The 21,009-nt window shown below is 38.7% G+C and carries 20 protein-coding genes; 15 read left to right on the top strand and 5 right to left on the bottom strand.

The window, feature by feature from the left end; genetic code table 11:
• A complete protein-coding gene (bcsQ, locus tag J8L71_RS07725) occupies positions 1–714 on the bottom strand; it encodes a cellulose biosynthesis protein BcsQ (RefSeq protein ID WP_211000021.1) in 714 nt (237 codons plus the stop codon).
• 7 nt (positions 715–721) lie between these two features.
• On the bottom strand, positions 722–925 hold the full coding sequence (gene bcsR, locus J8L71_RS07720; RefSeq protein WP_211000020.1) for a BcsR/BcsP family cellulose biosynthesis protein: 204 nt from the start codon (positions 923–925) through the stop codon (positions 722–724).
• 116 nt (positions 926–1,041) lie between these two features.
• On the opposite strand from bcsR, the gene bcsE reads away from it, so the two are divergent.
• The 4 genes from bcsE to J8L71_RS07700 all read left to right on the top strand — a co-directional run bounded on the left by bcsE (position 1,042) and on the right by J8L71_RS07700 (position 7,280).
• On the top strand, positions 1,042–2,664 hold the full coding sequence (gene bcsE / locus J8L71_RS07715; RefSeq protein WP_211000019.1) for a cellulose biosynthesis protein BcsE: 1,623 nt from the start codon (positions 1,042–1,044) through the stop codon (positions 2,662–2,664).
• Between the two features lie 169 nt (positions 2,665–2,833).
• Entirely contained in the window at positions 2,834–4,414 is a 1,581-nt protein-coding gene (gene bcsG / locus J8L71_RS07710; protein WP_211000018.1) for a cellulose biosynthesis protein BcsG, read from the top strand.
• A gap of 163 nt (positions 4,415–4,577) precedes the next feature.
• On the top strand, positions 4,578–6,134 hold the full coding sequence (gene tyrR / locus J8L71_RS07705; RefSeq protein ID WP_211000017.1) for a transcriptional regulator TyrR: 1,557 nt from the start codon (positions 4,578–4,580) through the stop codon (positions 6,132–6,134).
• A 609-nt stretch (positions 6,135–6,743) separates the two neighbouring features.
• A complete protein-coding gene (locus J8L71_RS07700; RefSeq protein ID WP_211000016.1) occupies positions 6,744–7,280 on the top strand; it encodes an acyl-CoA thioesterase in 537 nt (178 codons plus the stop codon).
• A 30-nt stretch (positions 7,281–7,310) separates the two neighbouring features.
• Here J8L71_RS07700 and J8L71_RS07695 read toward each other — a convergent pair whose 3' ends face one another.
• Together J8L71_RS07695 and J8L71_RS07690 are read right to left on the bottom strand one after the other, a co-directional pair.
• On the bottom strand, positions 7,311–7,619 hold the full coding sequence (locus tag J8L71_RS07695; RefSeq protein WP_211000015.1) for an EscU/YscU/HrcU family type III secretion system export apparatus switch protein: 309 nt from the start codon (positions 7,617–7,619) through the stop codon (positions 7,311–7,313).
• A 2-nt stretch (positions 7,620–7,621) separates the two neighbouring features.
• Complete coding sequence (locus J8L71_RS07690; protein ID WP_211000014.1) at positions 7,622–9,889, bottom strand: flagellar hook-length control protein FliK; 2,268 nt, start codon at positions 9,887–9,889, stop codon at positions 7,622–7,624.
• 103 nt (positions 9,890–9,992) lie between these two features.
• On the opposite strand from J8L71_RS07690, the gene ccmA reads away from it, so the two are divergent.
• The 10 genes from ccmA to J8L71_RS07640 are packed head-to-tail and all read left to right on the top strand — an operon-like array spanning position 9,993 to position 17,708.
• Positions 9,993–10,613 (top strand): cytochrome c biogenesis heme-transporting ATPase CcmA, encoded by a 621-nt coding sequence (ccmA, locus tag J8L71_RS07685; RefSeq protein WP_104642251.1) that lies wholly within the window; start codon positions 9,993–9,995, stop codon positions 10,611–10,613.
• Entirely contained in the window at positions 10,613–11,299 is a 687-nt protein-coding gene (gene ccmB / locus J8L71_RS07680) for a heme exporter protein CcmB (RefSeq protein ID WP_211000013.1), read from the top strand. Before ccmA ends, ccmB begins: the two co-directional genes overlap by 1 nt.
• Positions 11,299–12,036 (top strand): heme ABC transporter permease, encoded by a 738-nt coding sequence (locus J8L71_RS07675; RefSeq protein ID WP_058547366.1) that lies wholly within the window; start codon positions 11,299–11,301, stop codon positions 12,034–12,036. Before ccmB ends, J8L71_RS07675 begins: the two co-directional genes overlap by 1 nt.
• A gap of 2 nt (positions 12,037–12,038) precedes the next feature.
• Positions 12,039–12,242, top strand: a complete 204-nt coding sequence (ccmD, locus tag J8L71_RS07670) for a heme exporter protein CcmD (RefSeq protein ID WP_211000012.1) — start codon at positions 12,039–12,041, stop codon at positions 12,240–12,242.
• Complete coding sequence (ccmE, locus tag J8L71_RS07665) at positions 12,239–12,718, top strand: cytochrome c maturation protein CcmE (RefSeq protein WP_058547368.1); 480 nt, start codon at positions 12,239–12,241, stop codon at positions 12,716–12,718. Before ccmD ends, ccmE begins: the two co-directional genes overlap by 4 nt.
• 1 nt (position 12,719) lies before the next feature.
• Complete coding sequence (locus J8L71_RS07660; protein WP_211000011.1) at positions 12,720–14,690, top strand: heme lyase CcmF/NrfE family subunit; 1,971 nt, start codon at positions 12,720–12,722, stop codon at positions 14,688–14,690.
• Positions 14,687–15,256, top strand: coding sequence for a redoxin family protein (locus J8L71_RS07655; RefSeq protein WP_211000010.1), 570 nt, complete (start codon positions 14,687–14,689; stop codon positions 15,254–15,256). Before J8L71_RS07660 ends, J8L71_RS07655 begins: the two co-directional genes overlap by 4 nt.
• Complete coding sequence (locus tag J8L71_RS07650; RefSeq protein WP_211000009.1) at positions 15,256–15,717, top strand: cytochrome c-type biogenesis protein; 462 nt, start codon at positions 15,256–15,258, stop codon at positions 15,715–15,717. Before J8L71_RS07655 ends, J8L71_RS07650 begins: the two co-directional genes overlap by 1 nt.
• Positions 15,717–16,967, top strand: coding sequence for a c-type cytochrome biogenesis protein CcmI (gene ccmI, locus J8L71_RS07645; protein WP_211000008.1), 1,251 nt, complete (start codon positions 15,717–15,719; stop codon positions 16,965–16,967). The genes J8L71_RS07650 and ccmI overlap by 1 nt, the downstream gene beginning before the upstream one ends.
• A 9-nt stretch (positions 16,968–16,976) precedes the next feature.
• Complete coding sequence (locus tag J8L71_RS07640; RefSeq protein ID WP_211000007.1) at positions 16,977–17,708, top strand: VacJ family lipoprotein; 732 nt, start codon at positions 16,977–16,979, stop codon at positions 17,706–17,708.
• Between the two features lie 83 nt (positions 17,709–17,791).
• Here the strand turns inward: J8L71_RS07640 and J8L71_RS07635 are convergent, their stop codons facing one another.
• Positions 17,792–19,015: an HDOD domain-containing protein gene (locus tag J8L71_RS07635; RefSeq protein WP_211000006.1), complete on the bottom strand. Its 1,224-nt coding sequence runs from the start codon at positions 19,013–19,015 to the stop codon at positions 17,792–17,794.
• A gap of 334 nt (positions 19,016–19,349) precedes the next feature.
• On the opposite strand from J8L71_RS07635, the gene putP reads away from it, so the two are divergent.
• Positions 19,350–20,828: a sodium/proline symporter PutP gene (putP, locus tag J8L71_RS07630; RefSeq protein ID WP_211000005.1), complete on the top strand. Its 1,479-nt coding sequence runs from the start codon at positions 19,350–19,352 to the stop codon at positions 20,826–20,828.
• The last annotated feature ends 181 nt before the right edge of the window (positions 20,829–21,009 follow it).

Raw genomic sequence — 21,009 nt, 5'->3', positions numbered from 1 at the left:
TTACAACGCAGCTTTACTAACAAGCCAGCCGGCGAGTGTTTCAAAGTCATCATTAGCAATACTATACGGCGCGCAGTTAAGGGCAACGTTTCTATAAGCCGTGGATTCCTTGATGACTTCATCGCTGTTAATAAAAAACGGTGCCATCAAGGGAAGGGTTGATTGCCAAAGTGAGAACAAGTCAAATTCTAAAACAGAGGCAGAGTTATAGCGATTAACTAAAAAGTAGTGTTTCCAACTAGAATCAGTACTTTTTAGCTTTTTAAGGCGTTTATATATTAAGCTGTGGCAAGTCGCATCGCAATTTATGAGCTCTATAACTATATCATTCGGTTCCAAAGGTAAGTGTGCTAAGTCGATATAAGAGGGACAATCGAATAGAAACCATGAATTTTGTGGGCAATCCAGCTTTTTGCAATTGTTAACAATGTGGGCAATGTCGTTTTGATCAACATTAATGTCACCAAAAGGTAAAAAAATGACACCGTCACTATCTTGATGGAAGTGTAAAAGTACATCTTCGAAATTGACTTCGTTACTCCAACCTTTGGTCGACTTCCAGGGCAGACCAAAATGTAAACCCAAGTCACTTTTAGGATCTAAATCTATTGCAATGACATTAACATGAGACTTTTTTAACACGCACGCGAGATTGGCAACAACAGACGTGCTACCTAATCCACCTTTGATACCTTTAACAAAAATTCTTTGCAACGTTAATTTACTCGCTATGACAGGGATTGATTGCTGCGTTTAGTTCATTATTTATTTCTTTTAATAAAGCATATTTATTGATTGTTTGAATATTTTTTTGTTTATTTACAATTTCAATGTAGTCTTCACGTTTACCACCAAAGCGAAGCGCTAGGTTTTCTATGTCACTAGATGTTAACGTTTGTGAATCTTTATAAGTTAAACTGTTCATCGTGGCCTTTGGGTAACGTTTTAATTATTTTTATTATAGGTGGACAATATTTGGCTATTATATATAGAATAACGGTTAAAACTAGTAAAAAAGTATTTTTTTATAGGGCGTTTTAAGTGCATAACTTTAACATAACGGGATTAGAGCCTGCAGCAAAAGAGTTAAAACCGGCTTCAAGTTATGCTGTTTTGGCTCCTTTGGACAATTTTGTTATTGAAGTGTCGTTACATTCAGTTAACGCAAGTTTGAATAATGATATATTTATAGTTTCTCAAGAGATTGAATCATTTTTTGATTCTTCTTTCTCTCATGCATTAAATTTAGCGTATGAACAAAGTAGAGTGCATCCTTTTTCTCTTTCCTCGGGTACACAGCAATTTACTGCTAGGCAATTAAATCAAAATATAATAAGAGAGATCAGTGCTTATAAGCGACTAAACAATGCACTTGTTTTGATTCACTTTAACACGGCGCAAATTAATAGTGTCGATGATGCAAGTTTAAAATTGATTATGAGGGAATATAATGACTTTTCCCAAAAAACAGGCGTTACCCTATTATTTTTGATATCAGGCCCTGATATTGCTAACTATCGTTTTTTATTCAGATGCCTCAATAAGTATTTAGATGGTTTAATGTTTGTTGATAACGACTCGGCTATGCGAGTACTCGAATATGACTACTGGGGTCACAGTAAAGGCATAATCGCGAGTGAGCATTTTCAATTATCAATAAGTGGTGATCAGTTTGTCGTGCAAGAGGCTTTAAATAAAGAAAACAAGTCACTTCAAGAGTCGGCTATTGCCGATGAGAACGAAGTTTGGCTAGTTCAAAATGTAGTACCAGAGGGTACTAAACTACCAGCACACTACAAAACGCTAAAAGATAACAATGCTTTATTTAATAAAGGGCCAAAAGTCGAGGCTGCTACATTAATTTTTTCAGTAACACGTTATACCGATTTATCGCTATTAGGTAAGCAGTGTTTCGAATTAAGAAAAAACTGTGGACGTTGGTTAAAGTTAGTTATTCAAAACGTTGATGGTGTTATTCGCCATCAAGATGAGTGCTTACTTTTAACATTGGGTGTAAACCTTATTTTGTATAGCTCCACAGAACCATCTAGGTTGTTGTCACAAGTACAATCAATACAAGGGTTTCAATACACAAGACCATTACCTCCATCGGTTGAGCATGTACTTAAATACACTGAAAACACGTTTTCTAAAGGGTATTTACCTTTTAACGAGTTTACAAAACAAGTAGAAGTTCACAGTGATTCTGCCGTAAACCTCGGTGTTAGCGGGGTATTAGTCAAATTAGAGCTTTTACCAAGAATAGATCCAATCCATCCCCTTCATTTATTTCATATCAAGCGTGAAGGAGATGTCTTTAGTATCGCAGAAAATACAGTGTACTTATATTTACACGCCTGTAGAGAGAATGATGTTAATAATGCAATAAAGCATTTATTTAAATTAACAACGAGTGATTTTTTTGCACAACAAAACGTAATATCAGATCATTTTTACATTCAACAAGAATGTAAGCAGCTTAGGCGTTTTTATGCGGGTAAGAAGCTTGTAGATTTCTCTAAACAATTGTCAGAGAATGAGAGTTATAAATTTGCCCCCGATATGCCGGAGAGTGTTATTGATAACTTAGAGGCACCTGAGCTTATTAATAAAGGTCGAGCCGATGCTAAGCCTTTTATAATGAAACTAAAGGGCAATGTATGAGTGTTAATCAACTTTTTTTGACCGCTTTTTTTGCGATGATATTAGGTGTTGTACTGTGTATGTTTGGTACGTACTTATTAACCCGTGTAAAACAATATTATTATAAGCTTACTTTTAAACATGAAGTACTAGAGCCTTATACACCAAATAAAACAAAAAGGGATAAGCAGTGAAATTGTCAGGCTTAGGGGTGTGGAACCTTTATTTTTTAGTTAAATTCGCGCTCTATTATTATGGTGCCATTGATTTTAACGTGCTCACTAATGCCGCTTTTGCAGCCATGTTAGCTATTGAATTCAAAAAGCCATTAATAGAAAAAGCAAAACATGCATTAGGTAGTGTACTCGCGGTTGTATTACTTTATCAGGACTCTTGGCTTCCACCAATTAACCGATTAACTAAACAAGCAGGAAATGTTCAAGATTTTAGCTTTGGTTATTTTATTGAGTTGCTTACTCGTGTTGTGAATGTTGATATGTTGTTGGCTTTGTTCGTGATGAGTGTGTGCTTTTGGTATACATCGCAGTGGATACGCTTCACAACAATGACAGTGGTAGGGCTATTAGTTGTAGGTTGGCAAGGCACCAATGCACAGGTTCAGGTAGTAAGCACAGCCCCTAATACTGCCGCAATAGCGAGAAGCCAGAGCAGTACTTCATCACCTATCGTTACAGAAGCGACACAGTCTCCGGATCAAAAGTTAGCTGACTTCTACCAGCAACAAAGTTTATTAATGAGCAACTTTCCTGCTCAAGTGAATGGCGAGTTGTTTGATGTAATTATATTAAATGTGTGCTCGATGGCTGTTGCTGATTTAAAGGCGATTGGCGTAGATATTACAGATATGTATAAAGATTTTGACGTAGTTTTTTCTGACTTTAACTCAGCGACTTCTTACAGTGGCCCTGCTGCTGTTAGGTTGTTACGTGCAAGTTGTGGGCAAACTAGTCAAACAGCCTTATTTGAAGATGCTCCTGAGCAATGCTACCTATTTAAAAATCTAGAAAAGTTAGGCTATGAAAATAATGTAGTAATGAATCACGACGGTCATTTTGATGAGTTCAAAGGGTTGATAAATAGATATGGTGGCTTAGACGGCACACCATTAAATATAGACTCAATGCCTGTTGCACTTAGAGGTTTTGATGACAGCCCAATATACTCAGATGAGGCTGTGCTAGATGGGTGGTTAGAGCAGTCAAAGGACTGTAAGCCTTGTGCTATGTATTACAATACAACAAGCTTGCATGATGGTAATCAACTTGAAAATCAACCAAGGGTAAACAGTAAAGAAACCTATCCAATCAGGCATAAAAACTTATTTGCCGATATCAATCGCTTTATTAAAAAATTAGAAAAGCGCGGTCGTAATGTTATGTTAATGGTAGTGCCTGAGCACGGCGCTAATTTAAAAGGTGATAAAGTTCAATTTGCGGGTTTACGTGAAATTCCTAGTCCTGCAATTGTTTCAGTGCCCGTTGCTATTAAATTTATAGGCCCTGATGTACAAAATTATTCGCAAATTGTGGTGGATGATTCTACTAGTTACTTTGCTCTTTCTGAGCTAATTAGTAAGGCATTACAAACCGATGTATTCGGTGGGAATAATAGTGTGGCGAACCTATTAGAAAACCTACCCGTAGCCCCTAAAGTCGCTGAAAACGAAGGCACAATAATGATGTATGTTAATAAGCGGCCTTATATCCAATTAGATGGTGGAGACTGGTCTGCCTACCCTCAAGATAATTAAGTAATCGCTAAACCTTGAGCAATACTTGCTGTAGACAAGCATTGCTCAAGGTCACATTTATTATACAAAAGCCATTTGTCCAAAAATGTTTACATTGAGCTACCTTCTCAATGCGACTTAGCGTATTATTCCACTAATATAGTTTTTCCTTCTTTGAGGATGTATGCGTCTAGATATTCACTGTGCTGATCGAATGGGTATTGCCCAAGAAATCCTTAATATATTAGTTAACTACAGCGTTGATTTAAAAGGGATTGAAGTCGATTCTGTTAATTGCCGTATGTACGTGAGCTTTCCTGAAATTGAATTTGAACAATTTCAAAAAATCATGCCTTCGATACGTTTAATAGATGGCGTTCATGATGTGCGTACGACCGCATTTTTGCCCTCAGAGCGTGAACATAACGAACTAAATACATTACTACGTGCATTACCCGATGGTGTTATATCAATTGATGCTAAAGGTTGGGTACGTTTATGTAACGATGCTGCATGTAAAGACCTACAACTTATCGAAAAAGACGTTATTGGAGCAAACATTAATAACTTGCTCAAAGGGTTTAACTTTACGCGCTGGTTAGAAGGCAAAGAAGTGCTTGGCCAAACTACACGTGTTGAAGTTGCTGGTGAAGACTTTATTGCCGACATTTTACCTATCGCAGTGCCGCAAGGTGGCGAAGGTGATGTACTTGCAGGTGCCGTTATTAATATTAAATCGCAAAGCCGACTAGGGCAGCAAGTAAGTGCCTTTAGGCGCTACGGGCAAGAAAGCTTTGCAACTATTCACAGTTTTAGTACCGCGATGCGCCGAATTGTGCGCGAAGCACGTAAAATGGCGCAATTAGAAGCGCCTATTTTAATTACTGGCGAGACTGGTACGGGTAAAGAGTTACTCGCTCGAGCTTGCCACTATGCATCGAATCGTTCTGTTAAGCCTTTTATTGCGCTTTCTTGTGCGTCGCTTCCTGATGATGTTGCTGAGTCTGAATTATTTGGCTACGCCGGATATGAAGAAAATACAGCGCCTAAACGTGGTGTATTGGAGCAGGCTGATGGTGGTACCGTGTTTTTAGATGAAGTTGGCGAAATGTCGACTCAATTACAAACTAAGTTACTGCGCTTTTTACAAGATGGTACGTTTAGAAAAGTGGGCGATGAAAACGAAGTTAAAGTAAATGTACGTATTATTGCAGCGACTCAAAAAGACTTACCAGCAATGGTACAAGAGGGCGTTTTTAGGGAAGACTTATATTATCGCATCAATGTGTTAACCCTTGAAATAGCGCCATTAAGAGACCGAAAAGCTGATGTTGGGCCGCTGGCTGAACACTTTATTCAAAAGTACGCACAGCAAAATGGTCATGCAATTCCATTGCTTTCACAAGAGTGTTTAAGCTTTTTACAGCAATACCCTTGGCCTGGGAATGTACGCCAGCTCGAAAATGCAATATACCGTGCAGTATCATTGTTGGATGACAGTGAGCTACGTGTAGAGCATTTGCAGTTACCTACTTTTACTCATGACTTAGGGTATTTAGAATCAGACTTTGAAGGCTCCTTAGATCAAGCTGTGAAACGATTTGAAGCTACTTTACTTCGTAAGCTTTATCCTGCTTATCCTAGTTCACGACAGTTGGCCAAGCGTTTAGGCTTAAGTCATACCGCAGTGGCAAATAAATTGCGTGATTACGGTATTAACCGTAAAACTGTAAAGGTGTAATAATAAGTTTTAAGGGCACTCGTTTTTAGTGCCCATATTTTTTAGTAACCCCATCGATAGCTATTGTTTCTATACCGCCTTCATTAAAGTTCATTACTATACTTCTTTGTTATGAGTAAAAAGTAACTACGACCATTGAGTTCATATAACATAGCCACCTTTTATCGGAACGATAAACGGCTGCTTTTTACTACAACGTTATGATCGTCAATGTGTCATTCAAACTCTTTAATAAAGCCGTTATTAAACGCCAGCCACCACACTTGACTATTATCTTTAGCAAGTGTGATTGCAACAAAGTAAGCGCTAGGTATTTGCCCATATTGTAGCTATTTGAGGCTATAGTGAACTTTTCAGCTTCCTGTTGTCATTTAAACCCAACTCCTTAATTACACCTGTTGGGTAGGTAAACGTCCCTTTGCTTGGCAACGAAAAGTCGGCAAACGCACTATAACTAGGTGTTATCAAAATAAGGGCAGGAATAACATTAATATTTAATTTCATGATTTTACTTTTTATTATAATAATGATTTAAGATTAAATTAGAAAATTCGTGTTAGTAAATGGCTGTGCTACACTCGTGTAAAATTAGCTGGTAAGACCTTTGTTGTGAACCTATATATTCGACTTTTATTATTATTTTTTAAAATTAAACGCAATCAGCATTATCAAGATTTACTCGATACAGTAGATATTGATTACAAAGCGTTGCCTACGGATTGCGATATTAATATGCATCTAACAAATTCTCGCTATCTTGCGATGATGGATTTATCTCGTACGTGGATGATCGAAAGAATTGGCTTATTAAAACAAGTAATGAAACGTCGTTGGTTTCCTATAGTGAATGCTACAGCTATTACTTATATTCGTGATATTAAGCCTATGCAGCGCTATACAATAAGTACTAAATTAGTGGGTTGGGATCATAAATATTTTTATATAGAACAAAAGTTCCATTCAGAGCGAGGCCTACATGCTGTTGCATACGTACGTGGTGTGTTTAAAAGTAAAAAGGGGATTGTGAGTATTGAAGAAATGCTCGAAGTAGCTGGCTTTGAAGGTCAAACACCTATTTTACCAAGCGAAGTTATGCACTGGAAAGAAATGCTAGAGCAGAAAAAGATAACTAACTTACCTAAATAACACTAACTCATATAGGCGCTTAGCGCCTATTTATGCTTTTATGTTTAACTTACCTTGAAAGTCTTGCCACCCAGGTGGAAATTGCCCTCTTAATACATACGAAAAAGCAATTAACTCGGCAATCACATAATACAGCTCTTTGGGGATTTCTTCACCAAGCTGTAAGTGTGACAGTGTTTTAGCGAGCGCCTCATCTTGGTGGATCATAATCCCTTTTTGCTCAGCGGCTGCTATTATTTCATCTGCTAATTCACCAAAACCTTTTACACTGACTGTGGGCGAGTTGCCTGCTTCGTATAAAAGGCCGATGGCTGATTTATCATTAGGTGCATTATTCATAATTAAACCTTAATGTTAATAATGGCGTGAGATTTATAAAAATCGCTGTGCTTAGCATCGCCTCTTTTTAAATTTAGCTCACCAACTTGTAAGCCGTGCTTAGCCAGTTTTGAACGAAGGTTATCTAAATGCGGGTGAGCAATAGCAGTTACTTCTTGGCTTGAGGCGAGTAGTTGGCAATCAAGTGCTTTATCCATTAACTCTGCCGTAATTTGTAGCTGGCCAAGTTGAGCGTAATCAAAATTTAGCCTTACAAACCATACATTTTTATCTTCTAATTTATCTGCACTTGGTTTTTTATATTGCCCCAGAGTTATTTCGGTTTGCCCTGCTTCAGGTGGCAGTTTCATAGGAAACAAAAACTGCGCTAGCGGGTTTGTATCAATTTGTTGATTAGGAGTAAGCGCACTTACTTGAGTAAGCGTGTTTTTTACTTGTACTATTTCGCTTGCCAATGCTTGTACTTGAGCTTGTTGTAATTGCTCGAGTATTTTGGGACCTGAATTGCCTGTTTTAAATGTAGGAATAAGTACTTGAAGTAGGGCATCTAAACCAGTTTGATTATTAAAGGTCAAAGGCGTGACTGATTGGCTAATAATAGGGGCTGCTAAGATACTAACCGCTACTTGCTCAAGCCCTTTACTAAAGCTACTTTGTAATGATTCGTTTGAAAGCAGTGTCGGCTGTATCGTTGCTAATATCTCACGTTGAACTGTAGTAGGGTTTATATTGCTACTCGATACCATTCTATTAAATGCCTGGTTAACTAGGCGAGTTAAATCGGGAGTGTTTTGTGTGGCTTTATGTGCTATTTCTGCAATTTGACTACTTAGCAAAGGTTTCTCAGTTACTATGTTTGGTGCTGTTACTGGTAAGCTTAATAATTTACTGAAAAGCTTAGCTTCAATAGGCTGCAACATTTGGCTTCGTGAAGGTATTTCACTGGGTAACTGATTTTGCACGCCTTTTACTGTTTTAAGCTGAAGTTCAGAGTCTTTTGGAATTAGAGATATCTGGATTTGTTGAGCGTTGTGCGTAGAGGATTGCCAAACATTTACACTTGCTTTAACTAACTGTGTTAACTGCATTAAAGCAGGCAGTTGATTAAAGTGTTTTTGTAATGCTGTATCTGGGTTTTTAATTTTATTTAAAGCGTTATCTACATGTTGAGTAATATTTGTTTGCGTTATTAAAGGCTTATCTAATTGTTTTAAAGCTTGAGTTAATGTGCTTTGGTTTTGCTCAGTCGTATTAGCACTCAATGAGAGTTTTGAACTGTGAGTAAAAGGTCTGCTTTCAAAATATTTAACAGCGTCGTTAATGCGAGTTTTAAAATCACTAAAGCTTGTTTGTAACCACGACTTTATAGGGCTGTTAGTACTAATTAAAGGGCTTGGCGTATTGTTTAAAGTTTCAGAAGGTAAAGCGATTGGCTGAGCACTCACAATGTTGTTAAACGCCTTAGTAAATGAGTTATTAAGGGTTACTTGCATTGTGTTTATTTGTGTTTTTATTAAAACTTTGTCGGCTTGACTCGTTAAGCCTACTTTTAAAGCGGTGTTTGGCAGTTCGCTCACTTGTTTGTTGTTTAAAGGTATTGTGAATGAGCCCTGTTTTTGTGGATGCGTTAAAATAGCAAGTTTGGGTGTTGTTTTTAGCTCAGCACTTGGTAATAAAGCCGTAAGTAGTTTAGTTAATTTTGTTTGCGCTAAGGGCTGTGAATGCACGGTATCTGCAAATCGATTTACAACATCAAGTTGAGCGCCTTTATTATTTGTACTCACGATTACTTTTAAAGGTTGCTCCGATGAAAGTATTTGCGCCACATCTTTATTTATAGCAATACTGGCATTGAGTTTTTCAATAACTAGTTTAGGTGAAGGCGAAAGCACTATTTGTACTGGCATTGGTTTGCTCTCTACCTCAGTGCCTGTATTTATGTAATTAAGTAAACGCTGTAATTGCGCCGGCTGGTTTAATGACACTGTTGTATTATTTGGCGTTATAGTGAGTTGTTTACCATCGGGACTTAATTGAATATTCGCACTTACTATTTTTTGCGTACTTGATGTTTCACTTGAGGTGCTCAGTCTTATTGTTTGCCAATGTTTATCTACAAAAACATCAAGTGTGATTGAGCTTTTACTAAATTGAATGTTTTTGGCCGCAATAACCTCATCGGGCAATTGTGTTAATTCATTAGTGTGCTTGTTGGTCGTTTGATTGTTAACCAATGAATTAGATAATGTTATTTGCGTTGGTGTATTCATTATTTTAAATCAAGTTTTCGTTAATCGATTATAAAGCAATATTCGTATTACCCTATCATTATGGTAGACTAACGCCTAATTTTTGGCATAGAGAATCGTCATCTTGTTACACATTAAGTCCGTCACCTGCATCAAGCAAGACCGTTGTTTGTTTGCGGATCTTAATTTTAGCCTTAATAGCGGTCAAATCATGCAATTAGCGGGTCCTAATGGGGCTGGTAAGACATCGTTATTGCGTATTGTAGCGGGCTTTTCTGTGCCTGACGAAGGCGCTGTTTTATTTAATCAGCAGCCTATTAATAAGTACTATGAAGAGTATGCACAAGAGCTGCTATTTATAGGTCATAAAACAGGGGTTAACACGCAGCTCACCGCAATCGAGAATGTACAATATTGGTTGCAAATTAATGGCTATCAAGACACTCCCGATCTGTACCCTATTTTAGCTAAGCTTGGCTTGGTTGGCCTTGAAGACGTGCCGGTAAGAATGCTCTCTGCAGGGCAGCAAAGGCGCGTGGCATTGGTGAGGTTATGGCTAAGTGATTGCAAACTTTGGGTATTAGATGAGCCATTTACTGCTCTTGATAAAAGCGGCGTAGCTTACTTGCAGCAACGCTTTGGTGAGCATTTAAAAACCGGCGGCGCTATTTTATTAACGACCCATCAAGACCTAACCACTCACTTTGATAACTTGCAAACGGTTACGTTGGAGTATCGTCACTAATGACTCGTCAACATTCTTACTGGCAGCTATTTAGCGCGGTATTTAGTAAAGATGTAAAGCTTGCATTTCGCCAGCGTGCCGAAATAGTTAATCCTATTTTATTCTTTTTGATCGTTATTTCATTATTTCCGTTAGCAATTGGACCTGAGCCCGGTCTACTTGCGAGAATGGCGCCAGGTATTATCTGGGTTGCAGCGCTACTTTCTACTATGCTTGGACTCGATAAATTATTTAGAGATGACTATAACGATGGCTCATTAGAGCAGTTAATTGCCTCTTCTTACCCGTTATCTTTATCAGTTTTAGGCAAAGTGGCTGCGCATTGGGTTGTAACAGGGCTACCACTGGTATTAATGACTCCGCTTTTTGCCTTATTACTAAATTTAGAAAGCCAATCATTACACGCAACCGTATTAACCTTATTATTAGGTACGCCATTATTAAGCTTTATAGGCGCAATAGGTGCGGGCCTGACTGTAGGACTACAAAAAGGCGGCATTTTAATGAGTTTACTGGTATTGCCTTTGTATATTCCTGTTTTGATTTTTGCAACGTCTGCTATCGATACCAGCTCCATGTCGCTGGATTATAGTGGGCAGCTTGCCATCCTTGGTGCCATGTTAGTTATTGCTATTATAAGTGCGCCAATTGCCATATCGTCAGCTTTAAAAGTGAGTGTAAGTTAATGTGGAAGTGGTTACATCCCTATGCTAAAGCGGAGCGTGCATATCAGCTATGCAATACGTTACTGCCTTATTTTGCCGTCGTTACGGTTATTACTATGATTGTTGGTTGGGTTTGGGGGTTAGGTTTTGCGCCTGCCGATTACCAACAAAAAGATAGTTACCGTATTATTTTTATTCATGTGCCTTCAGCTATTTTATCCATGGGCGCGTATTCCTCAATGGCGATAGCCGCAATTGTTGCACTTGTTTGGCAGTTACGTAATGCAGAGCTTGCAGTAATTGCTATTGCGCCAGTAGGGGCGTGTATAACTGCCATTGCACTTATTACCGGTGCCGCATGGGGTAAACCTATGTGGGGAGCATGGTGGGTATGGGATGCACGTTTAACCTCAGAGCTTATTTTATTGTTTTTATACTTGGGAGTGCTTTCGCTTTACCACGCTTTTGAAGATAAAAAATCAGCTGGTCGTGCGGCTTCAATTTTAGCAATTGTAGGGGTTATTAACTTACCTATTATTCATTACTCAGTAGAGTGGTGGAACACCCTACACCAAGGTGCAACTATTACAAAACTCGACACAAAAGCCATTGACCCTAGTATGTTTTGGCCACTCATGGTGAACATTTTAGCGTTTGCAGCATTTGTAGGTACTGTGACTTTAATTCGTCTTAAAAATGAAATTTTACAACGTGAAAAGCATCGCCCTTGGGTGCGAGCGTTGTTAAATAAGGGGTAGTTATGCAGTTTGACTCTTTTTCAGATTTTATTGCTATGGGAGGCTATGGATTTTATGTATGGCTTTCTTTTGGTACATGCGCACTTATTTTACTCGGTATTTTAATAAGCTCACTTAGAGACACCAAACGTATTATGGCCTCTGTAGAGCAACAAATAATACGTGAAGAAAGAATTAAAAAAGCTAAGCAGGAACAAACATCATGAACCCACGACGTAAAAAACGCCTATTAGTGATTATTGCAGTACTGTTTGGTATTGGTACTTCTATTGGTCTTGTGTTGTATGCACTACAAGAAAACATAAACTTGTTTTACACACCAAGCGAACTAATTGACGGTAAAGGCCCAAATAAAGAAAAACCACACATAGGTCAAAAGTTAAGAATTGGTGGTATGGTCGTGCCTGGCACTGTTGAGCGAAACGAGCAAAGTTTACAAGTAAGCTTTAAGCTCATTGATACAGGCCCATTAGTAACGGTTCGCTATCAGGGCATTTTGCCAGACTTATTTCGCGAAGGACAAGGGATTGTAGCGCAAGGTGTTTTAGTTGAACCAAATGTAATTGAGGCCTTTGAGGTGCTTGCAAAGCATGATGAAGAATACATGCCAGCAGAAGTTGCTGAAGCAGTAAAAGGCATCAAACACGAAAAACCAAAATACAACCTAGATAGCGGTAGTTAATATGATCCCAGAACTTGGTTATTTTTCTTTAACGCTTGCGATGGTGCTTAGTGTTTTACTGTGTATTTTTCCGCTTTGGGGCGCGCATACCGGTAATCTTCGTTTAATGCGTGCAGCCCCTTCATTAGCCATTGGGCAATTTGCTTTTGTACTGCTTTCGTTTGCAGCGCTTATTTATGCCAGTTTAACGGATGATTTTACCGTATCGTATGTGGCGTATCATTCTAGTAGTACATTACCTTGGTATTATAAAGTTACTTCTACCTGGGGTGGCCATGAAGGCGCCATTTTATTGTGGCTAGTTATGCAAGCAGGGTGGACCGCAGCGGTCGCTGTACGCTCTAAATCGCTGCCGTGGGTACTACGCGCGCGTGTATTGGGTGTGCTTGGGTTTTTAGGTGTAGGTTTTATGATGTACACCTTATTACTTTCAAGCCCTTTTGAGCGTTTATTACCTTATTTTCCGGTTGAAGGGCGCGATTTAAACCCGCTACTTCAAGACCCAGGAATGATTATTCATCCTCCACTACTGTACATGGGTTATGTTGGGCTATCGGTTGCTTTTTCTTTTGCTATTGCCGCACTTTTAACAGGCAAGCTTGATAATACATGGGCTAAATGGTCACGCCCATGGACAATGACCGCTTGGGGTTTCTTAGGCCTAGGTCTTACTATTGGCAGTTGGTGGGCTTATTCAGAGCTTGGCTGGGGCGGCTGGTGGTTTTGGGATCCAGTAGAAAATGCAGCGCTAATGCCTTGGCTTGTAGCCACTGCATTACTGCACTCCTTAAGCGTAACCGAAAAACGCGGTATTTTTAAATCGTGGACGGTATTATTAGCAATAGCTGGTTTTTCATTAAGCTTGTTAGGCACCTTTATTGTGCGCTCGGGCATTATTGTATCGGTGCATGCGTTTGCTACCGATCCTGATAGGGGCTTATTTATACTCGCCTTTTTAGGTGTGGTTGTCGGTGGCGGCTTAGCTTTGTATGCACTGCGTGTATCGCAGGTATACAGCGAAGGTCGATACAAGTTTGTATCGCGCGAAGTGGCGTTGTGGCTCAATAATATATTTTTAGTGGTTGCTACATTAATTGTTATGTTAGGTACGCTATTACCTATGGTCCATAAAGAAATGGGCTTAGGTAGCATTTCTATTGGCGAACCGTTTTTTAATAAAATGTTTGCCATTTTATTAGTGCCTTTTGCAATTTTAATGGGCATAGGGCCATTTTTACGCTGGAAGCAAAATAAATGGGCTTTTTTGCAAAACAAAATTTTAATGGGTGTATTAGCAAGTGTAGTAATAACCTGCACTTGGTTATTCTCAAGTTACGAGATCGTAAAGCCGCTTACGCTACTAGCGACAACGCTTGCAGTTTGGGTTGCTTTATCAACAGGGATTGATATTTACACCAAAGCAGCTGTGCATGGCACCTTAACAGAAGGGTTAAAACGCTTTACTGTAAGTTATTGGGCTATGGTACTTGGACATATTGGTATTGCATTTATTATTGCGGGTGTATCACTTACATCTGCTTATTCAGTTGAACGCGATGTATCTATGAAACCAGGTGATATTGCCCAGCTTAACGAATATGACTATCGCTTTGATGGTGTTAAAACTATTAGAGGGCCAAACTACAGTGGTCATGCAGGCGTTGTATCAGTTCTTAAAAATAATGAGCTAGTAACACGCTTACACGCCGAAAAACGTAAATATGATATCGGAATGCAATTTATGACCGAGGCTGCAATAGATGCCGGTTTTAAACGTGATTTATATTTAGCGTTAGGTGAGCAGCTTAGTGGCGATGCATGGTCGCTTCGAATTTACCATAAGCCGTATGTTCGCTGGATTTGGATTGGTGGTGTACTTATGTCATTTGCAGGCTTCATGATTCTGTTTGATAAACGCTATCGTACATCAGCTAAAACAGTGCGTAAGGCTACATCGGAGAGTGCTTTATGAACCGTAAACTTTTAGCTATTGCACCGCTTTTAGTGTTCGCTTTTGTCTGTGTGTTTTTATACCAAGGGCTATTTGCAAACCCAAGAGAGATTCAAACTGGGCGATTAGGCCAAGATATGCCAGCCTTTAACTTGCCTGATTTAATGCAAGACGGCAAACGCTGGACTAACGAGTCGTTAAAAGGCGAGGTGTATTTACTTAATGTCTGGGGGACATGGTGCCCAACATGTTTAGTAGAGCTTGGCTATTTAACTAAGTTACGTGAGCAAGGCGTTAAAATTATTGGTCTTTACTATGTGCAAGGTTACGACGCTGATTTTGATGGGCCATTCGATATGCAGGCTCTGCGCACAGACGTAACAGATATGCTTGGTCGCGCGGGTGATCCGTATCAATTTAATATTTTAGACTTGCACCGTACGCTTTCGCTTGATTTAGGTGTATCGGGCGCGCCAGAAACATTTTTAGTTGATAAAAACGGCAAGATTTTACTGCATCATACGGGTGATATAAATCCTCGAGTATGGCGCGCTAAATTTGCACCCGTTATGCAGGAGCTAAATTAATGAGAATTTTTTTATTAAGCCTTAGTTTTTTTATAAGCATGGCTGTAAGCGCTGAGCAAGATCGTTATCAGTTTGATAATAATGATCAAGCCGTGCGTTTTGAAGAGTTAACAAAAGAGCTTCGCTGCCCTAAATGCCAAAATCAGAATATTGCTGATTCGGATGCTGTTGTTGCCAAAGATTTACGTGACAAAGTGTTAGTACTTGTAAAAGAGGGCAAAACAAAAGACGAAGTAATTGACTATATGATTGATAGATATGGCTACTTTGTTCACTACGACCCTCCGGTTACGCCAGCTACGCTGGTGCTTTGGGTGTTACCAGTACTCATAGTGATTATTGGTTTTGGCTTTATTGTAATTCGTCAGCGTAAAGCGTCTGTAAAGCAAACGTGGAGCAGTAACGATGAAGCGTTGCTTGCAAAGCTTATTGCTGATAATAAACGTCAGGAGCAAAGTTAATGATTTTAATGTGGGCGTGTTTTGCTTTACTCACACTAATTGCTATCGCATTTGTGGCGTTACCTTTTTTACAAAAAGAGCGAGTGCAAACGATTACGCACAATGCTAATGCTGAGCTTATCAGCATATATGAGCAGCGTTTAGTTGAATTACAAACTGATCTAGATAACCAACGTATAGATTTAAAAAATCATAATGAATCGGTTATAGAGTTAAAACGTCGTTTGCTTAATGAGTTATCACCTGAAAAATCGCTAAACAGTAAAGGCAATAACCGCATATTTGCATTAACAGGCGCTGCTTTTGTTATTGCTTTAACTAGTGTGTTTTATACGTTTACCGGAAGTGAGCAACAAATTGCTGCATGGCATGATGCCATGGACAACCTTGCTGATTATGGTGAGCGTGCTGTTATGCAAAAAGGCGAGCCTCTTAGCCAAAATGAGCTGCAAGCATTTGCTTTAGCACTTAGAACAAAGCTTAGCGAAACAGGCGATGATGAAGTTGCTTGGATGTTATTAGGCCGCGTTGCAATGTCACTTAATGAGTTTGATATGGCGCAGCAGTCCTTTGATAAAGCACTGCAAATGAACCCTGATAATATGCAAGTGCTAATAAGCTTTAGCCAAGTTTTATTATTAGAGGGCAGTGAAGCTAATATGAGCCGTGCAGCGGGTATGCTTTCAAAAGTATTAAAAGTTGAGCCTACTAATTTAGATGCAATATCGTTATTAGCGTTAATAGCCTATGAGCGAAAAGATTGGCCTCAAGCTAAAGCTGCATTTGAAGTACTTCTTGCTAGCATGCAGAAAAATGATACGCGTTATGAAATGATTTCAGAGCGCATTGCAGATATCAATCAGCAAATGCAAGCCGAGGGCTCTGTTTTACCCGTTACTACACAAAGCGTTATTAATGTAACAGTTAAGCTTGCAGATGAGCTTAAAGCGCAACAACCACAAAATGGTATTTTGTTTGTATTTGCAAAAGCTGCGCAGGGCTCGCCCATGCCGCTTGCTGTTTTAAAGCTTGAAGAGTATAGCTTTCCTGTGAGTGTTAAATTAACAGATGCCAATGCAATGGTGGCTGGGCTAAACTTATCAAGTGCACAAGATATCGTTATATCTGCGCGAATATCTAAAGATGAAACGGTTATGCCAAGCTCAGGTGAGTTAGAAGGGTTTTCAGATATACTAGTACGTGAAGATGTGAGTGACTTCACACTTACAATTGATACATTAATACCTTAAGGACATTAGATGTTAAAGCATAGTTTTACTTTTTTGTGTTTACTGATACTTGCAGGGTGTGCGCAAGTACCAGAAAATAAAGTGGATGAACGAGATCCACTACAAAATATTAACCGTCCGTTGTACGACTTTAATATGGATGTACTTGATGCCTATATTCTACGTCCTGTCGCTGTAGGGTACGTTGAAGTAACGCCTGCCCCGGTTAGAAATTCAATTGTAAACTTCACTGATAATATTTCAGCACCAGTGGACATGATTAACGCTGGACTTCAAGGTAAACCAGGCAATGCAAGTGTGAGCCTCGCCCGCTTTTTAGTGAATTCAACTGTAGGTATATTTGGTATATTTGATGTAGCCAGCTCACTAGGTTTGAATCATGTAGATGAAGACTTTGGACAAACGTTAGGAGTGTGGGGCGTAGGAGATGGCGCTTATTTAATGCTGCCAGCAATGGGCCCGACGACTGCACGTAATTTAACAGGTGATGTTGTCGATAACTTTGTTTTACCGGAAATTGCGCTTACTACACCGCAAACTATTTTAGTATTTGTATTAAAAGCAGTAGAAGCGAGAGCGTCGCTAATCCCTCAAGAAGGTTTATTAAATGATTCACTTGATCCGTACCTTTTTGTAAAAGATATTTACTTTCAACGTCAAATTTATGAGCTGTATGATGGTAACCCGCCGATTAAAGAAGAGCCTGAAGACTTTGATGAAGATTTTTTAGAAAGTCTATAAAAGGTGATTGTGACATAAGCGTTAAGCCAACATAAAAAATGCCAGCAAATATGCTGGCATTTTTAGTTTTTTATTAGAGGTTATTATTCGTTAACCATTAACTGCATTTGCTCACTTACCCAGCCTAAGGCTTCGTGATAGGCATCGGGTACTTTATTTCCAAGGTTAAGTTCTTTAGTAAGCGCATTAGCGGCATCCCAATCTGCTTGTTCATAATATTTAACTAAGTTTAAATATTTAGCTAATAGGCCTTCGTCTTCTAATAGAGCCGCTTTAATGTCGTTCGACAAAGGAAGTTTTTTCATAACGCTTTGCATGCTTTCATCTAAAATAGCGTCCATTAGCGACATCATGCCGGTTAAAAACGCCATGCCTGTATCTTTAAATTGACCATGAGATATTGCAAGTAGCTCTGCAAAACGAGCGCGCGTGAGTGATAACCTAATTAGCTCTACAGGTTTGTTGGCAGACACTTGTGCTGCAAATAGTAGCGATAATAATTTTTTTATTTCGTTCGCGCCTAAAAAAATAAGGGCTTGTTTTATCGTGCTTATTTCTGCACGTCGAACAAACGCCGCTGAATTAGAATAACGAAGTAACTTGTACGATAGATTTACGTCTCGCTCAAACACATCTGTAATTTTTTGCAGATCTATATCAACGTTGGAGGTTTCGTATAAAAGCTCGGCTAAGGCCATCTCAGAAGGCGGCAGTGTTTTACTTTGTACCATTTCAGGTTTTGAGAAAAAGAACCCTTGAAAATAATCAAACCCAAGATCTAATGCTTGTTTATAAATATCGTAGGTTTCTACTTTTTCTGCAAGTAACTTAATGTGTGGGTGCGGTTTTAAATCGTTAATTATGGTTTTTATTGCATCTACATCGCACGATAAAAAGTCTATTTTAATAATATCTATAAATGGATAAAAATGACGCCATACAGGTTGATGCATGTAATCATCTAGTGCAATCGTATAGCCTTTGTCTTTTAAGTCTTTGACTATTGCTAATAAGCGTTTACCTGGCTGTACAGTCTCGAGTATTTCTACTACAACAGACTCTTTACTTAACATGCTAGGGTAACCTTTAAGTAAGGTATCTAAGGTAAAGTTAATATAAGCAGGCTTGCTATCGGTTAAATCTTCTAGGCCAAAATTAAATTGACTACCTTCAATTAATCGAGTTGTTGCTTGATCTCCGTCTATGTCAGGGAATACGTTATCAACGCCATCACGAAATAAAAGCTCATAACCGATGAGTTCTTTTTCTCGATTTAATATAGGTTGGCGCGCAGCGTAAAAATACATAAACAGTTCCGTTAGAAGTAATGTCAGTGGGCATTGTAATAATATATGGCAAAAGATTCAAAATAGCATTACTAATATTAGTAAGATTAAGAAGTTATCATTAATAATTTGGCGTTTTGTTTGCGTATTATCATTTTTTTTTGTTATTTTGATGTAAAAATATGCAATATGAATATTTTTAAATCAAGAAAATGTAACTAGTTGGAGATCTGCTCAAAAGGCATGATATAGTCATCGAGAATGGTTTTTACCCCAATAGTGTCTTAACTATAAAACTTTAAGAGTCATTATTCGGATTAAAAGCCTATTATTTAATTATTGTGCGGAGGCTAATTTGGAAACAGGAATGATTATTTCACTAGCGTTATACTTTATTGTAATGTTAGGTATAGGACTATATGCATATAAACAATCAACAAGTGATGTCTCTGGTTATATGTTAGGTGGACGAAGCCTTTCACCGAGTGTTGCAGCGCTATCAGCTGGTGCTTCAGATATGAGTGGCTGGATTTTAATGGGTCTACCAGGTGCGATGTTTGTTACTGGCTTTAGTAGTACTTGGATTGCTATAGGCTTGGTAATTGGTGCTTGGCTCAACTATTTACTGGTTGCTCCTAGGTTGCGTGTATACACAGAAAAAGCCAACGACTCTATCACTATCCCAGATTACTTCTCAAATCGTTTTAACGATAAATCTAACTTATTACGTGTTGTATCTGCAGTTGTTATTATCGTTTTCTTCACTCTTTATACTTCATCGGGTGTTGTAGCCGGTGGTAAACTGTTCGAAAGTTCATTTGGCTTGAGCTACGAGATGGGCCTCTATATCACAACAGGTGTTGTGGTTTTATACACTTTATTTGGCGGCTTTTTAGCTGTGAGCTTAACTGACTTTGTGCAAGGTTGTATTATGTTTGTTGCACTTATTTTAGTGCCAACCGTTGCATACTCTTTACTTGATCAACCTCTTGAATCTACTTTACATAGTGTAAATCCTGATATGCTTGATTGGATAGGTGCAGGCTCTGCGCTAGGTATTATTTCAGCAATGGCTTGGGGCTTAGGTTATTTCGGTCAGCCGCATATAATTGTACGTTTCATGTCTGTGCGTAGTGTTAAAGATATGCCAACAGCACGTCGTATAGGTATGACGTGGATGATAGTAGCCGCTATCGGTGCTGTAGGCACTGGTTTATTTGGTGCAGCTTACACGTACGAAAATAACATTGTGGTTGACGATCCTGAGACAATCTTCTTAATTCTTTCAGAGCTTTTATTCCACCCATTAATTGCAGGCTTTTTACTGGCCGCAATTTTAGCTGCAATCATGAGTACAATTTCTTCGCAGTTACTGGTTAGTTCAAGTTCATTAACAGAAGATTTTTATAAAACATTCCTACGTAAAGAGGCAAGTGACACAGAACTTGTAACTGTAGGGCGTATTAGTGTTGCTGCAGTTGCCTTGTGTGCAATTTACCTTGCATACGATAGAGACAGCTCAATCTTAAGTTTAGTAAGTAATGCATGGGCAGGTTTTGGTGCTGCGTTTGGTCCACTTGTACTATTTAGCCTTTACTGGAAGCGTATGAACTTTGAAGGTGCACTAGCAGGAATGTTAGTGGGTGCTGGTACAGTACTATTTTGGATATACTCGCCATTTACTATTGATGGTCAAAGTTTAAGTAGCTACATGTACGAAATTGTACCTGGCTTTATTTTAGCAAGTATTGCAATTGTTGTTGTAAGCTTAGCGACCAAAGAGCCTGAGCAAAATATCACTGCTTTATTTGATGAAGTTGAAAAAGAGCTTTAATAATTAGCTAATTTATCTAGTTTTTTATAGAACAAACGAAAGGCCAGAAGTGAAAACTTCTGGCCTTTTTTATACTCAATATTTGCTAATATCAATCTGCGAAATATTGATACTTACTTGCTCAATTAATTCCAATCCGCAATAAATATTTAGTCAATCTGAGAGATTAAATCTGACGCTA

The organism is Pseudoalteromonas sp. MMG007, assembly GCF_018100985.1.
In the GTDB taxonomy this organism is placed as follows: Bacteria; Pseudomonadota; Gammaproteobacteria; order Enterobacterales; family Alteromonadaceae; genus Pseudoalteromonas.
The sequence above is the reverse complement of the archived record's forward strand: the minus strand, read 5'-3'. Positions and strand labels throughout refer to the sequence as shown.

Bases quoted from the DNA above. Each gene is read 5' to 3' on its own strand.
- bcsR (WP_211000020.1), bottom strand. From the start codon at position 925: ATGAACAGTTTAACTTATAAAGATTCACAAACGTTAACATCTAGTGAC.
- tyrR (WP_211000017.1), top strand. From the start codon at position 4,578: ATGCGTCTAGATATTCACTGTGCTGATCGAATGGGTATTGCCCAAGAA.
- J8L71_RS07695 (WP_211000015.1), bottom strand. From the start codon at position 7,619: ATGAATAATGCACCTAATGATAAATCAGCCATCGGCCTTTTATACGAA.
- J8L71_RS07690 (WP_211000014.1), bottom strand. From the start codon at position 9,889: ATGAATACACCAACGCAAATAACATTATCTAATTCATTGGTTAACAAT.
- ccmB (WP_211000013.1), top strand. From the start codon at position 10,613: ATGACTCGTCAACATTCTTACTGGCAGCTATTTAGCGCGGTATTTAGT.
- J8L71_RS07675 (WP_058547366.1), top strand. From the start codon at position 11,299: ATGTGGAAGTGGTTACATCCCTATGCTAAAGCGGAGCGTGCATATCAG.
- ccmD (WP_211000012.1), top strand. From the start codon at position 12,039: ATGCAGTTTGACTCTTTTTCAGATTTTATTGCTATGGGAGGCTATGGA.
- ccmE (WP_058547368.1), top strand. From the start codon at position 12,239: ATGAACCCACGACGTAAAAAACGCCTATTAGTGATTATTGCAGTACTG.
- J8L71_RS07660 (WP_211000011.1), top strand. From the start codon at position 12,720: ATGATCCCAGAACTTGGTTATTTTTCTTTAACGCTTGCGATGGTGCTT.
- J8L71_RS07655 (WP_211000010.1), top strand. From the start codon at position 14,687: ATGAACCGTAAACTTTTAGCTATTGCACCGCTTTTAGTGTTCGCTTTT.
- J8L71_RS07650 (WP_211000009.1), top strand. From the start codon at position 15,256: ATGAGAATTTTTTTATTAAGCCTTAGTTTTTTTATAAGCATGGCTGTA.
- ccmI (WP_211000008.1), top strand. From the start codon at position 15,717: ATGATTTTAATGTGGGCGTGTTTTGCTTTACTCACACTAATTGCTATC.
- J8L71_RS07640 (WP_211000007.1), top strand. From the start codon at position 16,977: ATGTTAAAGCATAGTTTTACTTTTTTGTGTTTACTGATACTTGCAGGG.
- J8L71_RS07635 (WP_211000006.1), bottom strand. From the start codon at position 19,015: ATGTATTTTTACGCTGCGCGCCAACCTATATTAAATCGAGAAAAAGAA.